11 protein-coding genes and 1 pseudogene are annotated in these 25,790 nt (G+C 64.0%); 5 read left to right on the top strand and 7 right to left on the bottom strand.

Going from position 1 to position 25,790, the window contains the following annotated elements:
• Positions 1-110: 110 nt before the first annotated feature.
• The 3 genes from PAN31108_RS05205 to PAN31108_RS05195 form a co-directional block, all read right to left on the bottom strand.
• A complete protein-coding gene (locus tag PAN31108_RS05205) occupies positions 111-7,019 on the bottom strand; it encodes a hemagglutinin repeat-containing protein (RefSeq protein WP_150667791.1) in 6,909 nt (2,302 codons plus the stop codon).
• A 340-nt stretch (positions 7,020-7,359) separates the two neighbouring features.
• On the bottom strand, positions 7,360-7,692 hold the full coding sequence (locus PAN31108_RS05200; RefSeq protein WP_246183797.1) for a DUF3331 domain-containing protein: 333 nt from the start codon (positions 7,690-7,692) through the stop codon (positions 7,360-7,362).
• 176 nt (positions 7,693-7,868) lie between these two features.
• Positions 7,869-9,161 (bottom strand): NAD(P)/FAD-dependent oxidoreductase, encoded by a 1,293-nt coding sequence (locus PAN31108_RS05195; protein WP_150667789.1) that lies wholly within the window; start codon positions 9,159-9,161, stop codon positions 7,869-7,871.
• Positions 9,162-9,316: 155 nt separating this feature from the next.
• On the opposite strand from PAN31108_RS05195, the gene PAN31108_RS05190 reads away from it, so the two are divergent.
• The 3 genes from PAN31108_RS05190 (at position 9,317) to PAN31108_RS05180 (ending at position 11,855) form a co-directional block, all read left to right on the top strand.
• The gene (locus PAN31108_RS05190; protein ID WP_150667788.1) at positions 9,317-9,976 is read left to right on the top strand and encodes a TetR/AcrR family transcriptional regulator; all 660 of its coding nucleotides are present in this window, start codon (positions 9,317-9,319) and stop codon (positions 9,974-9,976) included.
• A 149-nt stretch (positions 9,977-10,125) separates the two neighbouring features.
• Positions 10,126-10,479 (top strand): RidA family protein, encoded by a 354-nt coding sequence (locus PAN31108_RS05185; protein ID WP_150667787.1) that lies wholly within the window; start codon positions 10,126-10,128, stop codon positions 10,477-10,479.
• A gap of 143 nt (positions 10,480-10,622) precedes the next feature.
• A complete protein-coding gene (locus PAN31108_RS05180) occupies positions 10,623-11,855 on the top strand; it encodes an NAD(P)/FAD-dependent oxidoreductase (RefSeq protein ID WP_150667786.1) in 1,233 nt (410 codons plus the stop codon).
• A gap of 8 nt (positions 11,856-11,863) precedes the next feature.
• On the opposite strand, the gene PAN31108_RS05175 is transcribed toward PAN31108_RS05180, so the two are convergent.
• The 4 genes and pseudogenes from PAN31108_RS05175 to PAN31108_RS05155 form a co-directional block, all read right to left on the bottom strand.
• Entirely contained in the window at positions 11,864-13,450 is a 1,587-nt protein-coding gene (locus PAN31108_RS05175; protein ID WP_174994857.1) for an SH3 domain-containing C40 family peptidase, read from the bottom strand.
• Positions 13,451-13,764: 314 nt separating this feature from the next.
• The gene (locus PAN31108_RS05170) at positions 13,765-16,290 is read right to left on the bottom strand and encodes a TonB-dependent siderophore receptor (RefSeq protein WP_174994856.1); all 2,526 of its coding nucleotides are present in this window, start codon (positions 16,288-16,290) and stop codon (positions 13,765-13,767) included.
• A 113-nt stretch (positions 16,291-16,403) separates the two neighbouring features.
• A complete protein-coding gene (locus PAN31108_RS26585; protein ID WP_281350038.1) occupies positions 16,404-17,450 on the bottom strand; it encodes a FecR domain-containing protein in 1,047 nt (348 codons plus the stop codon).
• 134 nt (positions 17,451-17,584) lie between these two features.
• Positions 17,585-18,040 (bottom strand): annotated as a pseudogene (locus PAN31108_RS05155) (sigma factor); the annotation flags it as partial.
• Positions 18,041-18,469: 429 nt separating this feature from the next.
• On the opposite strand from PAN31108_RS05155, the gene uvrA reads away from it, so the two are divergent.
• A complete protein-coding gene (uvrA, locus tag PAN31108_RS05150; protein ID WP_150667782.1) occupies positions 18,470-24,451 on the top strand; it encodes an excinuclease ABC subunit UvrA in 5,982 nt (1,993 codons plus the stop codon).
• A gap of 591 nt (positions 24,452-25,042) precedes the next feature.
• On the top strand, positions 25,043-25,345 hold the full coding sequence (locus tag PAN31108_RS05145) for a DUF4148 domain-containing protein (RefSeq protein WP_150667781.1): 303 nt from the start codon (positions 25,043-25,045) through the stop codon (positions 25,343-25,345).
• The last annotated feature ends 445 nt before the right edge of the window (positions 25,346-25,790 follow it).

The raw sequence follows: 25,790 nt of genomic DNA, 5'->3' as shown, positions 1-25,790 counted from the left end.
TCGCGCTGCCCTAATTTCATAGATTGACGGCCCGGTCGCGCATGAATAGACCATGCCCGCTGAAATTGCAATAAAGAAAACTATTGAAAAAAGAAATCCGCCACCATTTTTCAAAACCCACCTCTAATAGGTTTGCTCACTCCAGTCCCTGCGGATACTCCGACAGTGCCCATGCCTATTTCAATGGCATATTTACCACCGACTGACTTGTTAATGTTCACACAAATCCCAAAGCACCCCCCAGCCACGTAAGACGCCCCATCCAAGAATTCGTTTGTGGCGAAAACTGAGGAGCCCTGCTTATTAAGAACGAATCCATATACGACGCTTCTTGCAGGTGATACAGGAACGGCCCCACCCCCACCTAAATACACCGTGCCATCGTGAAGGTTCATTGCGACGTTTCCCGCCAGGCCGAGACCGGTTTTGTTGGCGCTAACATAGTCCGCCTCGAAGAGTGAGCGTGATAGGGGGCGTGCGAATTGTTCTGGCGCAGGAAGTCCCTCCTTACGCCCCAGTGAGAATAGATCGTGATATTCGGCGACTGAAGCTGTGAACAACATGCCTGCGTTTGCTCGAATGTAGGCCTCAGCTATTGAGTCTCCTTTAAGACTTCTGCTGGCTAACTCATCAACCATCCGATATCCGGTTTCCAACAGCATGACGTTGGCTTGTTCGAATGTCAGATTTTTTCCAGTCTCGTGCAAATACAGTTCAGCAAACTCTCGTGCATTACGTTTCGCCCACTTCTTCTCATCCGGATGCAACTGCCGATTAAACCGATCCGTATTAAACCCAGTGAACGCGCCCGAGCTACCACCGGCTACCGCACCGACGGCAGTACCTAAGCCCGTTGCGACGATCTGTCCGAGGGCTTCGTCCATGTCGGCGTTTCCTGTGGGGCGTTTCTTCCGGATGTCGTCACTGACGTCGTTGAGGACGCCGCCAAGCTTGGATGTCAGGCCGGCACCCAATGCGCCTCCCAATGCATTTCCTCCACCCAATCCCGCAACGAGCGCGCCGCCTGCCGCATGCATCGTGGCGCGATAGTCGCCGCCTTCAGACCATTGTTTCGCTTCTTCCAAGTACTGCGCTTTCAGCGCGGGATCATTGGTTTTCTCGGCCAGCTTCTTCGCCTCGTCCGCCTTCTTGTTCGCGTACGTTCCAATATCACGCGCCACCGCCTCGCCCGCAGCCGTCGCCGCTTGCATCAAACGTGACTGATCGCTGAGAAGATTCTGCAAATCTGGCGTCCGCGTGACCGTTCCGTTCAGGTCTTCAGTATCTCTGCTGAGATTTGCCAAATCCTGCGTCTGGTTCGCTGTGTCGGTGATGACAATCGTCCCTTCGCTCACGCCGGTGCGTGTCGTCGCGCGCTCGCTGCCGCTCTCCATTTGCGGCAACATCGGAGAAATCCCACCCTTGTTCTTGCCCGACGTCTTGCCAGTGGTACGTTCGTTAGCGCCCCCGTTGCCGACGGTGAACCCGCCGCCGAAGCCGAAACTGTTGGCGCTGTAGTCGGAGTGGTTTTCGATGTCGCTGAACGTCAGCGTGCCCGTCGTCAGGTGGTTCTGCGAGGCGTCCGCCGTACTCTCGATGTATGCGCCCTTCAGATCCGTATTCCCGGCGACGGCGATGTCGAAGCCGCCCCCGCCGGCCTGCAATCCCGATTGCTCCACCACGCCTGCGTAATTTCCACTCGCATTGCCGCGTGCATAGCTGGCGCTTCCAGAAGCCCCGGCCATGCTGAGGTTCACGCCGCCGCCCATGCTTTGTTGATGCGCGGATCCTTCGGTCGTGTCCTGCGCGCTCGCCACGTTCAGGCCTCCACCCACGCGCGCCACGACAGTCTTCGCATCGACAACCGCACCGACGATGTTCGTATCCCCACCGCTGACAATCACTGCGGCGTTGCTCGCGTTGATGTGCGTGTTGTTCTGGAATGTCGAGTCCGTATTGGCGTCGCCGTTCGCCTTCGACATGGATGCCGAAACGCCGAACCCGCTGGTCCCGTATGACACGCCGAAGCCGAGATTCTTCGATTGGTTATCGCTACGCGTCGACTCGGTGTTGGTGCTGTTGCGCAAGTTGACTTGATGGGTCGCCTGAAGGAGAACGTCCCGGGCGTCGACATCCGAACCTGTGACGTTGACGTCGCCCTTGCCCGAGGCGGCATCGCCAGTGGCGATTAGCGCGACGGCGCCACCCGCTCTGATGTGGCTGGCATCGTTCTGCGCCATATCCATCGACGACGTCGATTTGCTGCTCGATGACCCCCAGCTCAACTCGATCTTGCCTTCAGGAACTTCGCCCTTCTTCAGCGCATCGATCGCCGCCTTGCCTTCGCCATACGCGCTGTATGCGCCGCTCCCCGCCGCATAGCCGCGTAGTGCCGACACGCGGGCGTCGCCGCCGTTGTCCACCACTGCGCGGGTCTGATTCGCGACGTTCTGCACAGCGTCGATGACCGGCGACTTGATCGCCAGCGTGAAGCCGGAGCGCTTCATCTCGTGCGTCTCGTCCTGCTGCTGACGATTGACGGACGATTCCACTGTCACGTTCTGGCCAATCCCCGTGACGTCACCGTTCGCAACGATATCGCTTCCGCGAACCAGCAACTCGTTGCCGGCAATCCTGCTGACGTTGCCATCGAGTGCACCCACGAGACTCCTGGTTTGCGTCACGCGGCTCTCGTTCGTCCGGTCGCGCTGTTCGCTCGCGCCGTAAGAGATGCCCACCCCGCCGGAGGTACCGAATCCCGACCGCTTCGCCTCATAGAAGGAATGGCTTTCGCTCTGGTTATCCGTCGATTGAATCGTGAGATCGCGCCCCGCCTGAAGCGCGACGCCCTCACCCCCGACAATCGTGCTGCCGCGTACGCTCAGATCGTTACCCGCAACGATGGCGACGGCATCGGCGGAGATCATGCTGCCGTTGGCTTGTTCCGCCTTCGAATCCATCGTGCGCGTTGTGCGCTTGCTACTGGCGAAGCCACTGCGACTGCCTTCATGACGGCTACGATACTCATGCGTCTCGGCGACCTCGCCGACGATCACATCCCGCGCGGCCGCGAGCGTTGCCGTCCCACTTTCCAGTGTGACGCCGCTGCCTCGCAAGGCGATGTCGTTGCCGGACGCAATCGTGAGAGTGTCCCCCGCTCGCACGGTGGTACCCATGATGGTGTCATCGGACCGATACGACGACTCCGAGTAATCGCTGTCCGCGCTACGGCTTCGCACCGTGGACGTCGTCACCGCCGCCTGCAACGTGACGTTGCCACGGGCCGCAATCGCGCCGCCTCCCTTGAGATTGATGTCCGCCCCGGTCGCGCTCAGATTGCCGCCCACGCCGATATCGGAAACACCCCCCACAGTCGCTGCGCTGCCCGTCGCGGCGTTGATGTTGGTATCGGATACGCCGTTCGCCCGGGAGACGACCTTCTGCTCGCCCGTCTGCACGGTGTTCAGTTCCCAGTCGCCACCGATCGCCATGCCGAGATTTCCGCCGACGTTCAACGCGCCGGCGTTTTGCTCGAAGTTGCCACCCGTGGCGATCACCGCGTCGCCTGTGACGTTAAGCGTCGCGACGGGACCGAGCGTGGTCGAGGTGCGCGTCGCGCCCGTGTCGCTGACCTGATCGACACGGTTGACCGTGGTATCGAGTGTCAGATCGCCGCCCGCTTTCAGAGCGAGGCTACCGGCGTTGACCGTCGCTGAACTCAGATCGACGTCACCGACGGTAGACAACGTCATGAGTCCGCCGCTCTGCAACGCGCCGAAGGCGTTGTCGATGGCCTTGCCGTCGACGGCGAGCGTTCGCTCTGCGCTAAGCGTCCCGCTATTGGTGAGTCGCTGCGTGTCTTTCAGATCGACGTCGCGTGCCGCAATCAGTGGGCCGTTCAGGGTTTGCCGCCCCGTCTGCGCGAGGTAGACGACCGGTACCAGCACCGTCTGTCCGTCGACTACCTGCGTTTGCATTACGATCACATCGCTCGTTAGCGCGGCGACCTGTTCGGCCGACAGGCTCATGCCAAGCGACAAGTTCAGCGACCTGGAGAGCGCAGCGCCGGACGCCATCATCGCCTCGAACATGCGCTCCGTATCGCCGAAGGGACCGGGCACGGGGCGTCCGGTGAGCGCGGTGATCTGATTTCGGACCAACTGCTGCTCGTACATACCGTCGCCCAAACGTTTGATGACCGTTTGCGGATCGACGCCGATCTGCTTGAGGTAGTAGTCGCTGGAGATAAACGTCTTCGCGTTGGTAAAGGCGGGATTCGATTCGATGACGTAGGTGGCGCCCGGCGCGGTCGTCGGTCGGAACAGGCCGCCTTGCGGGATCGTCAGGTTCGCGATCACGTCGAGCGCGACGGCGCTGGCGATGACCGGATCGATGAGTATGCCGTCGTGCTGGAACGAAGCGACGCCGGTGTTTGCGCCGCTCGCATGCCCGTCGAAAGTCCCGACGTTTACACCCGTCGCATTCTGTCCTGGCAGTAACCCAAGCGACGGCGTACCCGCGTTCCCTGCGGTGTTCTCAATGCTGACACCCGAGCCCGACAGCGTGCCATTGGCGACAAAGCTCGATTCATAGGCGGGAAGCGCATAAGTACGAACGTCCGCAGGCGCGACCTGCGAATACCCACCGGGGCGGTGAGTCGTGAAGGTTGCGTCGCCGAAGGGAAGCTGCCAGTCATGCTTGCTGTTGTCGTAATTGTTGTAGTGGTAGTGTCCTGAGTATCTGACGCTGACCGCAGGGGCGGTCTGATCCCGCCAGCTGTTCTGATCCAGTGTCGCGGGCATCGCAATGTCACCCGTCGCGGAAACCGCGCTCCAGTAGTTCTGGAACAGGCCCACCGCCGACGCGTTCAGGTTCGCGCCCGACATGATCTGCGCCTGCGGGCTGATCGACGTCACGGTGTTGGCCGTCGCCACGCCCCAATACGATGTGAATATGTAATCGCTGTTCCATTCCCCGCCATGCGGTTGCTCGATGTAGACGCCGCCAATCGCGTTCGGATTCCGGGTATTCACCTCTCCCGTGCGTCCGCTCAGGCTGATGCCGAGACGCGTAATCAGCTCGGGATCGACCGAAGTGCTGAATCCCGAGGTTTGCATCGAGCGTCGGGTGTTAGTCACCTGATCCGCGTGAAGCGCCATGTCCTTACCGGACTGAATGAGGGCCGAGTGGTTTTGAATCCGGCTCGCGTTCAGGTAGCGACCGCTTACATCCTTGAGACCGGCAATCACGACACGGCCCAAACCATAGATGGCCGTCGTCGCCTGTGAATCGGTACCGGTCGTGTCGTCGACGTTGTCGATGACCGGTGCGAGCAACGCCAGCGTTCCGTCGGCATTCGTCGCGCCAATCAGGGCGCTCGCCCCGATGTTCGACAACCGCGATGTGGCGGTGAACGAGACATCGCCACCCACGAGCGAGCCGACATTTCGCAACGTGCGCGAACGCGTTGCCAAGGTGCCGCCTGCCGTGATCGAGCCGTAGTTTGTGATGTCGCCAGCGCTCACCGTCAAATGACGGATCGCCGAGAATGCGTTGCCGTTGGTGAACGTGCCCGGCAGCGTGATCGACAGATGGCGGCCCGCAGAGAATTGAAACGTCGGCTGGTGGGTGAAGTCTCCGCCGACGTCGATGACGACATCCTGAGTCGCACGATATCCGCCGCCACCAACGAGCGAGGCGGCACGGACGTCGAGATCGCGAGTGGCACCGATCTCACCGCCGGCGTTGGTGAGGACGCCCGTTGCCGCAAGCGAGATATCCCCGGGCAAGCCGGCGATATTGCCGATGTTGCCGCCGGTGTTGTCGAGTGTGTCGGCGCTGGCGCTGATGCTCGCACCGCTTAACTGCGCGCCGTCGGTATTGTCGATGGTGGCGGCCGTCACAGCCACACGACCGCTTCCGGTGACGACGCCGCCACGATTGACGATTCCGCCCAGGCTTCGCATCGCGGTGTCACCCTTCCCCAGATTGCCGACGAGGCCTTCAGCGTTGTCAATCGTCGCTGCGCGAGCCGAGAGTGAGTGACTGCCGCCCTCGGTGCCGGACTGAATCCGCCCCCCGGCGTTGCGCAAGTCGCCGTCGGTGTCGAGCGAGATGGGCCCCAGCGAGCGAATCAGGCCATGTGAATTGATGAGGTTGCCAAGCGTATTGGCCTGAAAGGCACCGCGTGCGGACAGCGCGCCTTGCGTGTTATCGAGATGCGCCGCGAGCACCGATAACGCACCGCCTGCCACAATCTCGCCGCCGACATTCGTTAGCGTTCCCATCCCCCCTCCCGGCGCGATGGTCAGCTTCCCCGCACTGGCGGACAGAATCTTCCCGCCGTTGTTGTTGAGCGACGATGGCGTCAACGTGAGGTCGGACCCCTTGCTTTGCAGCACGCCGCCCGCAGCGTTGTCCAGCAAACCGTTGACGTCGATCCGCATCGGACTTGCGCCGTAATGCGTGATCGTCCCGCCCCGGTTCAGAAGGTCGGTCGCCGTCAATGAGAGTTGGTTCGCTTTGAGCGTGCCGTGGTCGTTGTCAAGTGTGGTGCGGCTTGTCACCTCAAGGTCGGGCGAGACGATGGCGCCGCCGCGATTGGTCAGCGCGTCGACGTGTATCGTCGATTTCGCGCCCCCGGTGATGACACCGTCCGTGTTCGTCAGCGTCTTGCTGACAAGTGTGACGTCGCCGTTAGTGAGCCACTTGCCGCCCGCGTTGGCCAATGCGCCTCGGAGCGTTGCACTGAGTCCGCCTTTGCTACTGATCGAACCCGCTGAGTTGTCGAGATCGTCTGCGCGGATGATCGTGTCGCCATTGCTGCGCACGGTGCCGCCAACGTTGAGAATTTCGCCAGGTCCGCCATGGGCATCAAGCGTGAGCGTGCCGTTGCCTGCATGAGTGATGGTGCCGCCGTTGTTGTTGATTCGGACGGGCGATAACGCAAGGTCAGCGCTATTCGTTTGCAGCGTGCCGCCGGAAGCATTGTCGAACTCGCCGGAGATCTGGAGCGACATTGCGTCCCCGTGACGTACAGCGAGCACGCCAGTAAAAGCGTTCTTGTTTTCGTTGTTGGCATTGCAAAAGTTGAATGAGCGACGACACGCCAGGCGCAGAAACAGCCGAAAAATCTAAAGCGTTTGTGCTAATTCAACTTCTTGATATGGCTCAACGTTTTGGCGTCCGGACGCACTGGATGCCGCGAAGTCCCGAGACAAAAAAAACCGCCCTCAAGGGGCGGCAACACGCTGAAACAACACGGGGGGAGGGGGACAGCTTTTCAGCGCGTGGGTATGTGGTCGATGGATGTCGCGGTGTTTGAGATGCGACTTCGCACGTCGTGAAGTGACTTGGCGATCAGGCCGGTTCGAGTTCGCGATTGTCCGATTCGCGCATCACGCGAATGGCGTCGGCCGAAATCATCGCGTCGGCGTTGAGCGGCGGCACATCGCCGAACAGCGGACGGTAGACGAAATCGCCCGCGTCGATGGTCTCGTTCGTGAGCGCACATATGCCCGGATGCGGCGCTTTGCGGATGCGCCAGATCTGCGCACCGTAATTGCCGCCGGTCGCGTCGTTCCACGACACCGTAATCGTCAACTCGCTCGATATTTCCAGCACGCGCACGATGGGCGCGCGCCGTGTGTACGGAATCACCGGCTGACACACGACCGGCTCGGCATCGAGCATTGCCACGGTGTGTTGCCATGGGGAATAAGTCCCGCCCTGATCGCGTGCCGCACGCGATGCGCGTGACGCACGGGACGTCTTGGACGAGGCTGAAGACGAGGACGCCGCAGAGGACGTTCCAGAGGCGCGGCGGGTGCCGCTTCGGTTCGGGCAATTGGTTCGGTCGCTTCGCATGATCAGGCCAGCCGGATGCGCGGCCCGCGAAGGCCGCCGAGTTTTTCCGCGCTCATCAATATCGTCGCACGCGCAAATCCGTGCAGTGCATGCTGATGACGTCGGTACAACATGGCGTGGCTCCACTGCGCAAAGCGTCCGCGCACGATGCCACCTTTGAAGAAGCCGAATCGCCCGAGCGCCCCGAACGCGTTGTAGCCCGAGAGCGACAACGACGCGCCAGGATCGCGATAAGCGAACGGCGGAATTGCGCGGCCTTCGAGCCACGCGCCGAGATGGCGGCCCAGATGCGCCGCCTGTTGTGTCGCCACCTGTGCCGTCGGCGGCAATGCACACGCCCCCTGCCCCATGCTCAGCGATGCACAATCGCCAATGGCAAAGATGCGTTCGTCCTGCGCCGTCTGCAACGTGGCGCGAACCACGATCTGATTCGCTTCGTTGGTCGTCAAGCCGCCAATGCCGCGCAGACAATCCGGCGCCTTCACGCCCGCCGCCCACACCAGCAGATCGCCGGGAATCAACTGACCGTCGTCGCGGTAAAAACCGTCGCGATCCGCACACACGACGCGCGTTTGCGTCAGCACACGAAAGCCCAACCGTTCGAGCCTTGCTTGCGTCGACGCCGAAACGTCCGGCGGGAACGCGCCGAGCACACGTGCTCCGCGCTCCACGAGCGTGAGCTTCAGACGCTCGCGAATCTGCGGATCGCCATATCCCGCTGCGAGCGCGAACGAGTGGCTCAGCTCGGCAGCGAGCGCTACGCCCGTCGTGCCGCCACCCGCAATCACCACGCGCAATGCGTCGTCGTTCACGGCGCTGCGCAGCGCCTCGCATTGCAATGCGGCGTTGAACGCTTCCGCCTGGGGGCGGCTGTCGATGAAGTGACAGACGTCACGAACGCCTGGCAGGCACGCGTCGTCGGCCTGTGAACCGAGCGCGAGCACCAGCGCGTCGTAAGGCACCCGGCGCTCGCCGAGCAGGCGCTTGCCGTCGTGCCCGTCCATCTCCTCCAGCACAATCTCCCGACGCATGCGGTCGAGCCCGATCATGCGCCCCGCCTGATACGTGAAACCATTGCCGCACGCATGCGCGAGGTAGGCCACCTGCGTGTGAGCCACGTCGCACGTGCCTGCCGCAACGGTATGCAGCATCGGCTTCCAGAGATGGGTGGGATGACTGTCGACAAGTGTCACGCGCGCAGCGCCGGCACGGCCGAGCGTTTTGCCCAGACGAGTGGCCAGCATCAGGCCGGCGATACCGCCACCGACGATCACGATTCGGTTTGCGCGAGACATTTGGGGGGAAATGTCAATTCAACAAGTGATGAATAAGCGCATAATAGCGAGCGTGTACCCGGCATGTCAAATAGGAAGTGTCTGGGCAGGCAGGCGCGTTCGGGTCGGGTAGACTTGACGCATTGTTCTCGCGAATTCCACTCACGCATCACTCAATGACTCCGACCAAAGCCGTCTCGCAACCCGATCCGCCTCGCAAACGCACGCGCGGGCGTCCCACGTGCGATTGCACGCATGGGGCCGACGCGTTGCTGCTCAACGCCCGTCGCATCTTTGCGCAGCGCGGGTTCTATGCGAGTAGCGTGCGGCAGATCGCCGAGGCATCCGGTGTCGATGCTGCGTTGATTTCGCATCATTTCGGCTCGAAAGAGGCCCTGTGGGTCGCGGTCGTCGATCAGATCGCGGGACTCACGCATTCGATGGTCGAGCAGACGAACGCGCTGCGCGACGCACCGATGGCGCCGTTCGAGCGTATCGAGCACGCCGTGTGCCTGTTCGTCGAGGCCGTGTTCGAGAACCCGGACATCGGCATGTTCTTCTCGACCGCGGCGACTGAAGAAGGCGAGCGGCTCGATATCCTGACGCAACGGCTCGTGCGCCCGTATCGCGATGCCATGGTCCCGCTCGTCGCGGACTGGCTCGAAGCGCAGAAGCGTCCGGTGTCTGACGCCGACGTCATGTTCTTCATGCTCACGTCCGCCATCAGCAAGACGGTGTCGTATCGCCACATGATGGGGCCGTTCCTGCCGCCCGAAGGCATGGCCGATCTCAAACGCACCGTGCTCGATTGCGCGATGGCGCTGATCCGGCAGTGATGCGCCGGTAGTCTCGTGCCGATGCCGTTTGTCGTTTTGAGGTCGATCTGACGTCGATCCGGCACCGATACGGAATACTACGCAAGCGTCGTATAAGATAGCGGCACTCGGGCCGACTCCCGGCCCGTCTTATTTTTTCGATGCCCCCTATGTCGAACGAAATCAAACGTCTGCACACCAACGCTCGCATGAGCCAGATCGTGATCGCCAACGGTGTGGTGTATCTGGCCGGTCAGGTCCCCGATACGGCTAACGTGTCGGTTACGCAGCAAACTACCGAAATCCTCACCCGCATCGATTCGCTGCTTGCCGAAGCGGGCGTCGACAAGTCGCGTCTGCTCACCGCCAACATCTGGCTGTCGGACGCCAAGCACTTTGCCGAATTCAACGCCGTGTGGGACGCCTGGGTGCCCGAAGGCCACGCCCCGACCCGTGCCTGTGTGCAGTCGCCGCTCATGCGCGCCGGTCTCGAAGTCGAAATCGCCGTGACCGCGCTGGCGTAACGCGTCGCACCGGATGTCATCGCCGGTGGGTACTTCCCGGGCTCGCTGCCGCGAGTGTCGTGTGTGTTGTGTGTGTCGCGCGTGAGCCCACCCCCCTTCCTCGCTTTCTCCTGATCGTCTGACGACTCGTCAGGCGCACGCCCATGACGTTCGACGCGCTTGTGCTTGGTGCCGGTATCGTTGGTGTTTCCGTCGCGGTCCATTTGCAGCGACGCGGCATGTCGGTCGCGCTCGTCGACCGTAAATCGCCCGGCAACGAAACGTCGTTCGGCAACGCCGGGCTGATTCAACGCGAAGGCGTCTACCCCTATGCGTTCCCGCGCGATTTCGGCACCCTGCTCCGCTTCGCCCGCAATCGCTCCACCGATGTGCGTTACCACCCGTCGGCGATGGGGACCGTCGCGCCCTTTCTCGCGCGCTACTGGTATCACTCGGAACCCGCGCGCCACGCGGCGATTGCGCGTCATTACAGTACGTTGATCGCACATTGCGTGACGGAGCACCGCGAACTGATCGCCGCGTCGGGGGCAGAACATCTGCTGCGCGAAGGCGGCTGGGTGAAGGTGTTTCGCACCGGCGCTGCGATGCAGGCTGCGCAGCGCGACGCGCAGCGTTGGCGCGACGAGTACGACGTGCCGTTCGAGCGACTCGACGCGTCGCGGTTGCGCGATGCAGAGCCCTCGCTCACGCACGCCCTCGTCGGCGGGTTGCGCTACACGGCATCGGAGTCCGTCAGCGATCCGGGGGCGCTCGTTGCCGCCTACGCGCGATATTTCGAATCGCTGGGCGGTCGCGTGTTCACCGGCGACGCAACGTCGCTACAGCCGCACTGGTCGGTACGAACGGAAGCGGGCCGCATCGAAGGGCGTCGTGCAGTCGTGGCGCTCGGGCCGTGGGCCGACACCGTCACGCGTGCGCTGGGCTACCGCTTCCCGCTGGCCGTCAAACGCGGCTATCACATGCACTACCGCGCGCAGCCAGGCGCCACGCTGCATCAGCCGGTGCTCGATGCGGAGCACGGCTTTCTCATCACGCCGATGACGCGCGGCATCCGTCTGACGACAGGCGTCGAACTCGGGCTTCGCGACACACCGCCGACGCCGGTGCAACTGGCGGCCGTCGAACCGCTGGCGCGCGAGACATTCCCGCTGGGCGAGCGCGTCGATCCGACGCCGTGGCTCGGGCGCCGGCCCTGCACGCCCGACATGAAGCCGATTATCGGCCCGGCCCCCGATCATCGCGATCTGTGGTTCGCGTTCGGTCACGCGCATCACGGTCTGACGCTCGGGCCGGTGACGGGCCGTCTCGTCGCCGAGATGATGACCGGCGAGACGACGATCATCGATCCGTCGCTTTTCCGTGCGCAACGTTTCTGAGGGTGCACTCATTGCGGCATTTCTGCCTCGGACTCGACGTCGGGCGCGTGCGTCGCTTCACTGGCATCTGCGGCATCTGCGGCATCGCCGCCGATCACACTGATCTCGAATAGCGGCTTGCCGGCCAGCGAGCGCGCCTCAGGGTCTTCGGGATACGTCTTGAGCAACGGCAGGATGACCGAACCGCCGATGACGTTGCGACGGCTGTTATCCGCGGGCGACAGGCCCCAAACATTTTGATAGGTCATCGGCACGCGCGCGCCATCGCGCCCGGCTGACTCGGCATTGCCCAGGTACAGCATGATGTGCCCGTTGATGTGAATCAGTGTCATGAGCGGGCGTCCCTGCTCGGCCAGCGTGCGCAAGCGCGTATCGATATCGGCCTGGCGCAAATCGGTGCGTTTGCCCGCTTGCAACTGGTGGGACGAATGACGCGGCAGCCACACGCCGAACGGTGCGAAAAGACTGCGCGTCTCGGCGGAGCAGTCGTTGTAGAACAGCGTGTTGCCCCAGCCGTAGGGGCGTCCGATCTGTTGCTTCATTACCTGCGCCATGTGACGCGGCGTCAGCGTCCACGGCATCGGCACGAGGCTCGACGCGTCGAGCGCGGCCATGCGGATCTGCGCGCGACGCTGTGCGTCGGCCACGGGAATCATCGCCATCGGACGCCCGTCACGCGGGCGCGCCATGGGCAACACCGTGCCGATCGGCGCGAACGTCCGGTAGATCGCGCTCGCCGTGCCCGGCACGGTGTCCGCCAGCGGGACGTCGGCTTGCACGATAGCGCCGAGTTCACGCTGCGCCGCCGCGCGCCACACGGCGACGAAGCGTTCGTCGACTGCCGCCACCGTGCGCGCCTCGACCCAGCCGGTCAGATCGGGCGAATAGACGAGCAGCCATGCACCGTCGCGACTGCGCGCCAGCGTGTAGACGGGCGTGCCGGGGCGCAGCGCGGAGTCTTGCAGGGCGTCGAACGGATAGCCCTCGCCGGCTTCGCGGAAATCGTAGAACGCGGGATCGCGGGTCGGCAGCAGACGCACCAACGCATTGTCCACGGTGATGCCGCGACGCCGCGCATCGTAGGACCCGCTTGCGTGATCGGCGTCGAGTTGTGCGAGCGCCATGTTCGTTTCGATGGCGCGGTTCCATGCTGACGTGTGCGGCTGGAAGTTCTCCCCGTACGTTTTGCGCACACCGGCGCGGCCGTTGTCGAAGCGCCGCACGCGGCGTGCCTGGGCGTCCGCGAGGAGCGACATACCGGCCGCATTGAGTAACGACGTTGACAGCCACGTGCCGTTCCAGGGCGACGGATCGCGGGGGGCTGTGCCGAAGTATCGTGCGCGAAACGCCTCGAATCGCCGGTTCTGTTCCGATGCGGAAAGCAGCGGCCGATCGTAGCCGGGGGCGTCGGGTCGAATCCAGTGATCGACGTCCTGATCGTAATGCTCGATGGGGAAGCGGCCGACGTTGTCGCGTCCGGCCGGGATCGACGTCGCGTGTGGTTGCGACGTCGATGGCGTCTGCGGTGCGCCGGCACACGCGGCGAGCATGACGAGGGGCAGGAGGATCGCCAGATGCGCGATGCGTCCGGACATGCGGTCAATGAGGGAAATGCGGGAAATGCGGGAAATGCGGCAGGTGCGCGATGTGCGGCGCGATCGCGGCATGTGCCGCACGACGTCGGTCGGCACGTCGATCCGGTCGTGGATCGATGCGACGTCCGAGGCATCGACCGAAGTCGGCGGGAGGAGGCGTCGCATTGCGCCACGCGCCGCGTGAAGTGCACCCATGTCGTGCAGGAGAGAGCCGGAATCTCGTCATCCTACTCCATCCGCGCGCGTCGGCCGGGGCGCAATGCTGGGTCGATGCCCAATTCGCCCCGGCGTTCCGGATCACGTCTTCAGGTCGCTCACCAGCGCGCCGTGACGCTGCCGATTACCGTGCGTCCCGTGCCGTAGTAGCACTGCACGGTGCTGTTGCAGCCAGCGACGTAAGTGCGGTCGAACAGATTGCTTGCGTTGAGTTGCAAACGCCAGCGCCAGCCGATGTCCGCATGCAGCGAGGCATCGACGAGCGTCGTGCTCGCCACGGAGAAAGTGTTCGCCATATCGCCGGCCGTCTGTCCGAGATAGCGGATGCCGGCGCCCGCACCGAGCCTGGCATCGCCCACGCTGCCGAAGTTGTAGTCCGCCCACAGCGACGCCATGTTGCGCGGCACCCCATAGGGGCGCTTACCCAGATCGGCATTGTTGCTGCGCGTGACCTCCACGTCCTGATAGGTGTAGCTCGCCACCATGTTGAGCCGCGACGTCAGGCTCATGCGCGCTTCGAGTTCCACGCCGCGCGAGCGCACTTCGCCCGTCTGGATGGTGTTGCGCGTGTTGGCCGGATCGGCGGTGGAGACGTTCTGCTGCGTCAGGTTGAAGAGCGACGCCGTGAAGATGGCATCGGTGTTGACCGGCTGATACTTCAGGCCGATCTCATACTGCTGACCGGTCGTCGGTTGCAGCGGCGTGCCCGCGAGGTTGGTCGAGAGCGTGGGCAGGAAAGACGTCGAATAGCTGAAGTACGGCGACAGGCCAAGCGCCGATTCGTACAAGAGACCGGCGCGCCACGTGAACTTGTTCGGCGTTTGCTTCACCGAGGTTTTCGCGATGTTGTTGTCCGTCGTCGACCATGTGAAGTCTTCGCGCCCGCCGAGCGTGAGATACCAGCGGTCCCAGCGCATCTGATCCTGAAGGTAAAGGCCGAGCTGCGTTTGCGTCTGGTCGGTGCTGGTCGTCGGATTGGCGGGCAACACCCCCTTCACACCGTACACGGGGGCGTAGAGATCGAGCGACGGCGCGGTGCCCGACCATACGCGGTTCAGGAAGCGCTGCGTCTGGAAGTCCACGCCGCCGACCACCTTGTGTGCGACCGCGCCGGTGGTCGTGTCGTACTGCACGTTGTTGTCGAGCTGCCAGCCGTTCAGGATCGGTTCGGCCTGATACGCGGTGCGTTCATAGGTGCGTTGATCGGCCAGCAGTCGGGTGCCGTAGATCGACTTGTAGTCGAGATCCATGTGCGTGAAACGCGCCGTCGAGCGGATTTGCAGGGCGTCGCTCACGCGATGCTCGAAACGGTAGCCGGTCGCGACCTGCGTTTTGCGATAGCGGTCGAACGCGGGGTCGCCGGTGAGCCGTTCGCGGTCGATACGCCCCCAGCGCGACGGGTTCACCATGCCGAGCGCCGGGCCGTAGCTGACCGACGAACCCATGTTGTCCTGCGTGTAGTTGACGAACCACGTGAAGCTGGTGCGCGCGTTCGGACGCCAGGTGATCGCCGGCTGGATCATGATGCGGTCGTCGCTCACATTGTCCGTTTGCGCATTCGACATGCGGCCCAGCCCCGTAATGCGATACAGCAGCGTGCCGTCTTCGTTGGCCGGGCCCGTCATGTCGACGCGAAGCTGGCGGCGGTCGAAGGTACCGTAGTCGATGCCGATCTCGCGATACGGCTCGGCGCTCGGCGCCTTGCTCACGAGATTGACCAGGCCGCCGAGGTTGCCGGCACCGTAGAGGATCGAGCTGGGACCGCGCAGGACTTCCACGCGCTCCAGCGTGTACGGGTCGACGCGTACGGCGGCGTAACTGCCCGGACGGTTGGCGATCTGCGGCAGGCGCAGGCCGTCCCAGTAGACGTCGGCGTTGAAGCCGCGAATGTAGAACCAGTCGGCGCGGGTGTCGCTGCCATACGGGTCGGCGTTGATCCCGGCGGCGTACTTGAGCGCGTCCGTCACGGTCTGCACGGCCTGATCGTTCATCTGGTCGCGCGGGATCACGCTGATCGACTGCGACGTCTGCATGATCGACGTGTCCGACTTCGTCGCCGTGTCGCTGCGGGTCGCCACGTAGCCGACCACCGGCCCGCGCGCCACGTCGCGCTCGGCGCGGGCGTTGACGTTCGTTTGCGGCAGGGCGACGGCCGGACCGGCGGCCGCGTTCTGACCGGGCGCAACGATATAGCCGCCATTGGGCTGGCCGCTCGCTTGCAGGCCGGTGCCCTCGATCAGGATCGCCAGTGCGAGCGAGGGGGTGTAGGTACCGGACACGCCCGCCGTGCGCTTGTCGGCGATCTGGGTGGCGTCGTACGAAATCATCAACCCGGTCTGCTGAGCGAAGGCGACGAGCCCTTGTTGCAGCGAGCCGGCGGGGATATGCAGCGACTGTGCGGCGCGCGCGGTCGTGGCGGCCGATGAGGACGGCGGCGTCGATTGGGCGTGGGCGTTCGACGCGGTGAGCGCCCCGATGGCCACGATGGCGCTCAGCGCGAACAGCGCCCCGGTGGCCAGCGTGATGGCGCGTTGGGTGAGTTCTCGGGTTCGGGCGGTTTCAGCACGGACGGGCGTGCGGACACGGGCAACACGCGGGTGCGTGGGGCTGACGTGAGAAGGCATGACGGCGGATTCCTTTCGTTGGAGCATCGAAACATCGAAACGGGCTTTCCTGTCTATGCCCCGCGAGATGCGAAAACCCCTCATCCGACGTCAAAATTTTTGCTTGCGGCACTTCATGTGTGGTTGCGATCGCCGCCGATGGCGCGCAACGTGGGCGGACTGTCCGGCGATTTGCCGGCGCGGTTGTTCGCGGGGTCGCCGGGTTGCACGCGCACGAACCAGCGCGTGAACCGCTGTACCTCGACGGGCAACGCGCGCGCGAGCATATCGAGCACGCGGTCCGTGTCGTCAACCGGATAGATGCCGGAGACGCGCAGGCCCGCGACTTCCGGCGCACAACCGAGGTGGCCGCGCCGGTAGCGGCCGAGTTCCGTGAGGAAGTCGCCGAGCGGCATCGCGTGCACGACGAGCATGCCCTGCGTCCATGCGGCGGCGGCGCTGGCGATTGCGGCGTCGTCGAAGCGCGAGCGCACAGTGGTGGCGTCGAAGTTTGCGCCCTGCCCGGCGGTGAGGATCGCACCACCGTTTGCGGCGCCTAGTGCATTCGCAGGCACGACGCGTACCGCGCCTTCGAGCACCGCCACCGTGGCGCTGTTCTCGTGCTGACGAACGGTAAAACGCGTGCCAAGCGCCTGAAGGCTGCCTTGCGCGGTGTCGACGAAGAACGGGCGATGACCATGGTCGGCATCCGCACCGGTCGAGACGGCGATCTCGCCGCGCACCAGGCGCAGACGCCGGACATCCTGCGAGAAATGCACGTCCACAGCGGTGTCGGTATTGAGCGCGAGCAAGGTGCCGTCGGCGAGTTGCACGGTGCGTCTCTCGCCGACGCCTGTACTCAGGTCCGCGCGCCAGGCGCGCATGGCGTTCGAGTCGCCGACCGACCAGACGGCGCCCGTCGCGCCCGCGACCACGAGCAGACCGAGAGCACGCCGTCGTCCCTGATGGGGTTGCGGCACCCGGGCACGCACGAGCGTGTTGTGCGCGACAAGCGGGGGAATCGTCCGAAGATGCGCACCGAAGTCGACAAGGCGTTGCCACGCGAGTGCGTGACGTGCATCGGCATCGTGCCAGTGCCGCCAGGCCGCTTGCGTGTCGGCGTCGGTGTCGACGTCCGTCGCTTGCAGGCGCACGAACCACTGCGTGGCCGCGAGGGTGATCGCTTCGGGCAGCGGGGTCGTTGCGGCGGCGCTTTGACCGGATGGCGCGCGTGCACTAATGCGTGCGTCCCGCCGAAGCAGCAGGCGTGAAGCGCCTTGACGATATGGCGTTGCACCGTGGCGATGGAGATGCCGACGGCGTCGGCGATGTCGCGCTGGGCGAGGCCGTCGAGTTGGGACATCAGGAAAACCCGTCGCACGACCGGCGGCAGGCCGTCGAGACGCCGGTCGATGTCGATGAGCGTCTGAAGCAGGATCGCGCGGGTCTCCGGATCGGGCGCGACGGCCTCGGGCTGTGCGGCGAGCGCTTCGAGGTAAGCGGCCTCGATCTTGCGACGCCGGTGGAGGTTGGCGACGAGTCCCTGGGCGACGACGGTCAGGAAAGCGCGCGGTTCGCGCGGGCAGACCGGCGTGTCCTTGCTCAGCAGACGCACGAAGGTGTCGTGTGCGAGGTCGGCGGCGTCGCCGTGGTTGCCGAGCTTGCGGTGCAGCCAGTTGCGCAGCCAGCCGTGATGATCGTGATAGAGCGCGGCCACGCCGGCCGCGTCGGCGCGTGCGTGGTCTTGGCGTCCCCCGTTGTCGTCACGCATCATGGTGTTGGCTTGGCGGCGGAAATCCGCAACCGTCGCTGATTTAGCAGCTTCTGAGGTTAATGATAATCATTCGCATCATATCATGACCCATCGCGCGGTGACGGATGGAAAGCAAATCGGAATGTCGAGGGACCGATCCCGTGGCTGTGGCCGAGATGGCTGAAGTGGCCGACATCGCGAGATCACCCGCGCCGCACGGCGCAAGGCGTTGTGCGACGGATTCGGGGGGGCGTCCCGGAGAGGGACGCGCGCCTTCTGCCGGATTAAGACCACCGCCAACGCGGGAATCGATGGGTGCTGTACAAACATACAGTACAATCCCAGCGTGCCGGGCGACGCGTAGATGCTGCCAGCGACTGTCGTATCGGCCTGATAGAGTAGTCACCCCAAGGCGCGTATGCGCTTTCTCGCCTGCCCAGAGACCAAGTGGATAAGTCCTCCTCGAAACCCGTCCCGTCGGCCAGCCACGCCATCCGTATCCGTGGCGCCCGCCAGCACAACCTCAAGAACCTCGACATCGATCTCCAGACCGGCGAGATGACTGTCGTGACCGGACCGTCCGGCTCCGGCAAGTCGAGCCTGGTGTTCGACACGCTGTTCGCCGAAGGCCAGCGGCGCTATGTCGAGACCTTCAGCGCCTACGCCCGTCAGTTCCTGGATCGCATGGATCGTCCGCAAGTCGACCATGTGGAGGGGGTGCCACCGGCCATCGCCATCGATCAGACCAACCCCGTGCGCAGTTCGCGCTCGACGGTCGGCACGATGACCGAGCTCAACGACCACCTCAAGCTCCTCTTCGCGCGCGCGGCGGCGCTGTTCGATCGCGAGACCGCGCAGCCGGTGCGTCACGACACCCCCGAGACGATCTACGCCGATCTCATGGCGCGCACCGCGCAGAACGATCCGCGGCTGGTCGTCACGTTCCCGGTCGAACTGCCGGGCAGTGTCACGGCCGACGAGGTCGAGCAATGGCTCTCGGCCTCCGGCTACACACGCGTGCAGGCCGAGCGCGAAGTCACGACCGCCGAAGGCACGCGCAAGGTGCTCGATGTCGTTGCCGACCGCTTCCGTTTGCAAAACACCGAAAAGGCGCGCGCGATGGAGGCGATCGAATCGTCGCTCAAACGCGGCCGCGCGCGCGTGAACGTCTATGTGCTCACCGAGGACGGCGAGCCGGAAATCTGGCGTTACTCGCAAGACCTGCATTGCCCTGACAGCGATCTGCATTACGCCGATCCGCAACCGGCGCTTTTCTCGTTCAACTCCGCCTATGGCGCATGCGAGGCCTGTCGCGGATTCGGCCGCGTGATCGGCGTCGATCTCGGGCTGGTGATTCCGGACGAGCGCAAAACGCTGCGCGGCGGTGCGATCAAGACCATCCAGACGCCGGCGTGGAAAGAGATTCAGGACGACTTGCTGGAATATGCGGGCAAAGCGGGCATTCCCCGCGATACGCCATGGTCGAAGCTGTCGCCGGAACACCGCGAGTGGGTCATCGAGGGCGATCCCGACTGGCAGGGCGAGTGGAACAAGCAGTGGTACGGCATTCGTCGCTTCTTCGGCTATCTGGAGTCGAAGGCGTACAAGATGCACATCCGCGTGCTGCTCTCGAAGTACCGCAGCTACACCACATGCGAGACCTGTGGCGGGGCGCGTCTGAAGACAGAGGGCCTGCTGTGGCGGCTGGGCTCGAAAGAGAATGCCGACGCCGTGCTGCCGCCCGCGCAGCGCTTCATGCCGCGTGGCGTATCGTGGTCGCGTGAGCAGCTCGAAGCGCTGCCGGGCCTGACCATGCACGATCTGATGCTCATGCCGATCACGCGCGTGCGTCAGTTCTTCGATTCGCTCACGTTCCCCTCCAGCCTGCTCGACGATGCGCTCAAGCTCCTGCAGGAGGAAGTGGGCACGCGTCTGAAGTATCTGTGCGACGTCGGCATCGGCTATCTCACGCTCGATCGTCAGAGCCGTACGCTCTCGGGCGGCGAGGTGCAACGGATCAACCTGACGACGGCGCTCGGCACGTCGCTCGTCAACACGCTTTTCGTGCTCGATGAGCCCAGTATCGGGCTCCACCCGCGCGATATGGACCGCATCGTGGCGGCCATGCATCGTCTGCGCGACGCGGGCAATACGCTCGTGGTCGTCGAGCACGATCCCGCCGTAATGCTCGCGGCCGATCGTGTCATCGACATGGGGCCGGGACCGGGCGAGCGCGGCGGCCAGATCGTGTTCGACGGCACGCCCGAGGAAGTCCGCCGCGCCGATACGCTGACCGGCAGCTACCTCGGCGGACGCAAGCATGTGGCGAACGCGTCGAACTGGAAAGCGCGTCCGGTGGACGACGCCACGCCGCGCCTGACGCTCACTGGCGCGCGCGAACACAACCTCAAGCATGTGAGCGTGGACATTCCGCTGGGACGCCTCGTGTGCGTGACCGGCGTGTCCGGCTCCGGCAAATCGACGCTGGTGCAGGACATTCTCAGCCCGGCGCTGGCGCGTCACTTCGGCGACCCGACCGAAGCCCCGGGCGCACACGACGAACTCATCGGCGCCGAACAACTGTCTGGCGTGGTGTTCGTCGATCAGTCGCCCATCGGCAAGACGGCGCGCTCGAACCCGGCGAGCTATGTCGGGGCGTTCGACGAAATCCGCAAACTGTTCGCCGCCGAGCCGGTGGCGCTGCAACGCGGCTACAACGCGAGCACGTTCAGCTTCAACTCCGGTAACGGCCGCTGCCCGACTTGCGGCGGCTCGGGCTTCGAGCACGTGGAGATGCAGTTCCTGAGCGACGTGTATCTGCGCTGCCCGGACTGCGACGGCAAACGCTACCGCGCCGAAGTGCTCGACGTGAAGATTCAGCGCGCCGTGCCGGGCGAGGCGATGCGTGCGCTGAGCGTGTCGGACGTGCTCGAACTCACCGTCAATGAGGCCGTCAAGCTGTTCTCGTCCGATCGCGACGTGCTGCGCGTGTTGCAGCCGATCGTGGACGTCGGTCTGGAATACGTGAAGCTCGGTCAGCCGGTGCCCACGCTCTCGGGCGGCGAGGCGCAACGTCTGAAGCTTGCAGGGTTCCTCGCGGAAGCGGCCCAGAAGAAGACGGCCAGCGGCCAGAAGGTGGCGCATCGCGGGCGTCTTTTCATCTTCGACGAGCCGACGACCGGCCTTCACTTCGACGACATCGCGAAGCTCATGCGCGCGTTCGGCAAGTTGCTCGACAGCGGCAACTCACTGCTCGTCATCGAACACAACCTGGATGTGGTGCGCGCCGCCGACTGGATCATCGATCTGGGGCCCGAGGGCGGCGAAGGCGGTGGCGAAGTGCTGTGCGCAGGCACGCTCGTGCAGGTCGTGGCGTGCGATGGGTCGCACACCGGCCGTGCGCTTGCCGACTATGAGCGCACCGTGGTCGCGCCGGCGCTGGCCGCAGCGACGGGCAACGCCGACACGGCGGGCGGGTCGGGCGTGCCGCTGCAAACGGCGTTGCGCGCCGCACGCGCGCATCGCAAGCCTGCGGGCGGCGACGATATTCGTATCGTCAACGCGCGCGAGCACAACCTCAAATCGCTCGACGTCGCGATTCCGCGCGGCAAGTTCAGCGTGATCACCGGGGTTTCCGGGTCCGGTAAATCGACGCTCGCGTTCGACATTCTGTTCAACGAGGGACAACGCCGTTATCTCGAATCGCTCAACGCTTATGCGCGTTCCATCGTGCAGCCGGCGGGACGTCCGGAGGTCGATGCCGTGTACGGCATTCCGCCGACGGTCGCCATCGAGCAGCGGCTCTCGCGCGGCGGGCGCAAGAGTACCGTGGCGACGACGACCGAGGTCTGGCACTTCTTGCGTCTGTTGTACGTGAAGCTCGGCGTTCAGCATTGCATTCACGACGGCGCGCCGGTCACCGCGCAAAGCCCCGATTCCATCGTCGCGCAACTGATGCGCGACCGTCGCGGCCAGCATGTGGGCCTGCTCGCGCCGCTGGTCGTCGGACGCAAAGGGATCTACACCGATCTGGCGAAGTGGGCCAAGGCGCGCGGGCATTCGCATCTGCGTGTCGACGGTGTTTTCCTGCCCGTCGATCCGTGGCCGAAGCTCGACCGCTTCCGCGAGCACACCATCGAATTGCCGGTCGGCGATGTGGTGATCACGCCGGAGAACGAGGGACTGCTGCGAACGCTGCTCGCGGCGGCGCTGGAATTGGGCAAGGGCGTGATGCATCTGCTCGCGCCGCTCGACGGCCTCGGCGACACCATGTCCGGCGAGCAGCCAGGCGAAGGCATCGGCGAGATCGAGGTGTTCTCGGTCAAGCGCGCCTGCCCGGTGTGCGGCACGAGTTACCCGGATCTCGATCCGCGCATGTTCTCGTTCAATAGCAAACACGGCTGGTGCACCACTTGCGTGGGCACCGGGCTGGCGCTTACGCGCGAGCAGCGGGAAGCGTTCGACGATACCGTGCTCAATCAGGACAATCGCGGGCGCGAACACTCGCTGCCGTCGCAGGATCAGGAACCGGAGGGCGTGGGCGATCAGCCGTGTCCGGATTGTCATGGTGCGCGGCTCAATGGCGTGGCGCGCGCGGTGACGTTCGACGAACACGCTATTTCCGACGTCGCCCAATGGACCGTGACGGATGTGCGTGAGTGGATTCAGGGCCTCGAACTGACGGGGCGCGATGCGAGCATTGCACGCGATCTGATCAGCGAGATTCAGGGGCGTCTGGCGTTTCTGGAAGAGGTCGGCCTCGGGTACCTCACGCTCGATCGTGCCGCCCCGACGCTCTCGGGCGGCGAGTCGCAGCGGATTCGCCTCGCGGCGCAACTCGGCAGCAACTTGCAGGGCGTGTGCTACGTGCTGGACGAGCCGACCATCGGTTTGCATCCGCGCGATAACGGCATTCTGCTCAGCGCGCTGCGCAAGCTCGGCGATCAGGGCAACACGCTGGTCGTCGTCGAACACGATGAAGACACGATCCGCCGCGCCGATCACATCATCGATATCGGGCCGGGCGCGGGCAAGCGGGGCGGCACGCTCGTGGCGCAGGGCAATGTGGCGGATCTCGCGTCGCATCCCGATTCGCTGACGGGCAAGTTCCTCGCGCAACCGTTGCAACATCCGATTCAGCCGCGCCGGGAGGTGGTCGCACCGGCTGAGGTGATGAAGGCAACGAAGACAACGGGGGCAGCCAAGGGAGCGAAGGACGTTGAGCCGGTGCCGCCGAACTGGCTTACGGTGCACGGCGCAACGCTGCACAACCTGAAGCACGTGACGGCATCGCTGCCGCTCTCACGGCTTACGGCGATCACCGGCGTTTCGGGGTCGGGCAAATCGACGCTCGCACGCGACGTGCTCATGACGAATCTGCTCGATGCCGTGGGGCGCTCGGTGCTGTCGTCGCCGGCGGAGCGTCGTGCGCGCAAGGGTACGGTGCGTCATGCCGTGAAGGCCGACGGCAAACCGCGCGCCAAATCGGAAGCGCCGGCCGAGGTCAGGCGTCCGGTCGTGCACGCGTGGCATGGCTGCGAGTCGGTGACGGGCTGGGAGACGATCGATCGCGTGCTGGAAGTCGATCAGACGCCGATCGGCAAGACACCACGTTCGTGCCCCGCGACGTACATCGGCTTCTGGGACACGATCCGGCGCTTGTTTGCCGACACCCTCGAAGCGCGCGCGCGCGGCTATTCGGCATCGCGCTTCTCGTTCAATACGGGTGAGGGGCGTTGTCCGGCGTGCGAAGGACAAGGGGTACGGACCATCGGCATGAGCTTCCTCGCCGACGTGAAGGTGCTGTGCGATGTCTGCCACGGACAGCGCTTCAATGCCGAGACGCTGGCCGTGACATGGCGCGGCAAGAGCATTGGTGACGTGCTGACGATGGAGGTGGACGAAGCCGTCGAGTTCTTCGCGTCGATGCCGAGCATTGCGCACCCGCTGCAACTGATGCAGGACGTCGGGCTCGGTTATCTCACGCTGGGGCAGCCGTCGCCGACGTTGTCGGGCGGCGAAGCGCAACGTATCAAGCTGGTGACGGAATTGACCAAGGTGCGCGACGACATCACGCGTCGCGGTCAGAAGTCGCCGCACACGCTGTACGTGCTCGATGAGCCGACCGTCGGTCTGCACATGGCGGACGTGGCGCGTCTGATCAACGTGCTGCACCGGCTGGTGAACGGGGGGCATACGGTGATCGTCATCGAGCACAACCTCGACGTGATCGCCGAGGCCGACTGGATCGTCGACATGGGGCCGGAAGGCGGTAAGGACGGCGGGACGGTCGTTGCCGCCACGTCCCCGGAAGCCCTGGCGACGGTCAAGGCGAGCCACACCGGTATTGCGCTCAAGCCCGTGCTCGCACAGACGGCGGTCGCCGGCGCCGTGACCACGACGGCACCGGAAGCCGCCACGGCGAAGTAGGCTCGTTGGCGACGAAGCGACGAAGCGACGAAGCGACGAAGCGACGAAGCGACGAAGCGACGAAGCGACGAAGCGACGAAGCGACGCTGGGCGCGGTGACTGTGACGCTGCCCCGTGTTGCCCCTGAGGATTCGCGACTGTGACGGGACGCCCGAGTACGGCGTCCCGTTTTCATTTCTGCTCGCGCCTCGGGCCGAAGTCGAAGCGTGTTCGCAGGCACGGACAAGGACACGCCGGGATCGAACGCCCCGCGCACGCGAGTGAAACGCGGCGGTCCGGGGCGGTCAACCTCAGGTGACGGCAGGTCGGCGCACGACAGCAGAAACTGCTCTCGACCCTAATAATATATTTTTAAATATATCAAAAGAGCACTCAAAACACCCCCGCCATTCGGCGTAATCATCGAGAGTGTGCATTCACTTCCTAGGTGGCGTCTTCATGAGCCCTCCGTCAGAAATGTTTCTAATTATTTCTAATTCCACAATTAAAAATAGACAATTATCATCTTTATTGCGATTGATGACGGCAATAGACTGCAACTGTCGACGATGAATTGAACATCGCCTTTTTCAAACAGACAGGAGAATCATCATGAAGCGCACCCTTATTACCTCGGCTCTGGTTTCTGCAATGCTGGCCGTGTCGGCCGGTTCGGCTTTCGCCAGCGACGCGTTCGACGGTCCGTCGGAATTCTCGTGGGTGCCGCAGACCAGCGTGCTGACTCGCGCACAAGTTCGTGAAGAACTGGTGCAAGCGCAAAAGGCCGGCCTGCTGCAACAACACGACACGGTGTACCCGAAGGCCGTCGCGACGGTGGGCGGTGCGGTGTCGACCGTCACGCCGGGTTCGGTGGGCAACGCTCAACGCGCCGGTAGCACCTACTTCGGCAACTAATCGCGTTCGCAAATCGTTGGACTGGCTCGACCCCGCGAGCCTGCGCAAATCTTGCGCATCGTGACGCCGGGACGCAGTCTCCGATACCCAATCGGCCGCCTCAGTCGCGGCCGATTTTGTTTTTGTGGGCTCGCTCGCCCCCCTCACGGGTCGCCGGTGCAGTCTTCCCCCTGCTGGCCGGACTCGAAAACAACCGTAGGGTCCGTGACCGTTGCCGCGCGACGCCGCCATCCGAGACTGTGAATAACCCTGTAGATAAGGTTGTGAACAAGCTGTGTCGAGGATGTGGGCAACCCTGTGGATTGTCGGGGGGTAGCCTGTGGAAAGCGCGGGGAAAAGTACGGGAAAAATGCGGAAAACAGCGGGGATAACCGGTGAATATCTCGTGGATATGTGGTGGATATCCCATGCATCACCGGGGGATAAGCGCGTGGATTTCCTGTGG

Source organism: Pandoraea anhela (genome assembly GCF_902459655.1).
GTDB classification, from domain to species: Bacteria; Pseudomonadota; Gammaproteobacteria; order Burkholderiales; family Burkholderiaceae; genus Pandoraea; species Pandoraea anhela.
Note: the sequence above shows the minus strand (reverse complement) of the source record. Positions and strands in the feature narration are given on the sequence as shown.

Excerpts from the sequence above, each read along its gene's own strand:
- PAN31108_RS05205 (WP_150667791.1), bottom strand. The coding sequence starts at position 7,019 with ATGTCGCTCCAGATCTCCGGCGAGTTCGACAATGCTTCCGGCGGCACG.
- PAN31108_RS05200 (WP_246183797.1), bottom strand. The coding sequence starts at position 7,692 with ATGCTCGATGCCGAGCCGGTCGTGTGTCAGCCGGTGATTCCGTACACA.
- PAN31108_RS05195 (WP_150667789.1), bottom strand. The coding sequence starts at position 9,161 with ATGTCTCGCGCAAACCGAATCGTGATCGTCGGTGGCGGTATCGCCGGC.
- PAN31108_RS05190 (WP_150667788.1), top strand. The coding sequence starts at position 9,317 with ATGACTCCGACCAAAGCCGTCTCGCAACCCGATCCGCCTCGCAAACGC.
- PAN31108_RS05185 (WP_150667787.1), top strand. The coding sequence starts at position 10,126 with ATGTCGAACGAAATCAAACGTCTGCACACCAACGCTCGCATGAGCCAG.
- PAN31108_RS05180 (WP_150667786.1), top strand. The coding sequence starts at position 10,623 with ATGACGTTCGACGCGCTTGTGCTTGGTGCCGGTATCGTTGGTGTTTCC.
- PAN31108_RS05175 (WP_174994857.1), bottom strand. The coding sequence starts at position 13,450 with ATGTCCGGACGCATCGCGCATCTGGCGATCCTCCTGCCCCTCGTCATG.
- PAN31108_RS05170 (WP_174994856.1), bottom strand. The coding sequence starts at position 16,290 with ATGCCTTCTCACGTCAGCCCCACGCACCCGCGTGTTGCCCGTGTCCGC.
- PAN31108_RS05145 (WP_150667781.1), top strand. The coding sequence starts at position 25,043 with ATGAAGCGCACCCTTATTACCTCGGCTCTGGTTTCTGCAATGCTGGCC.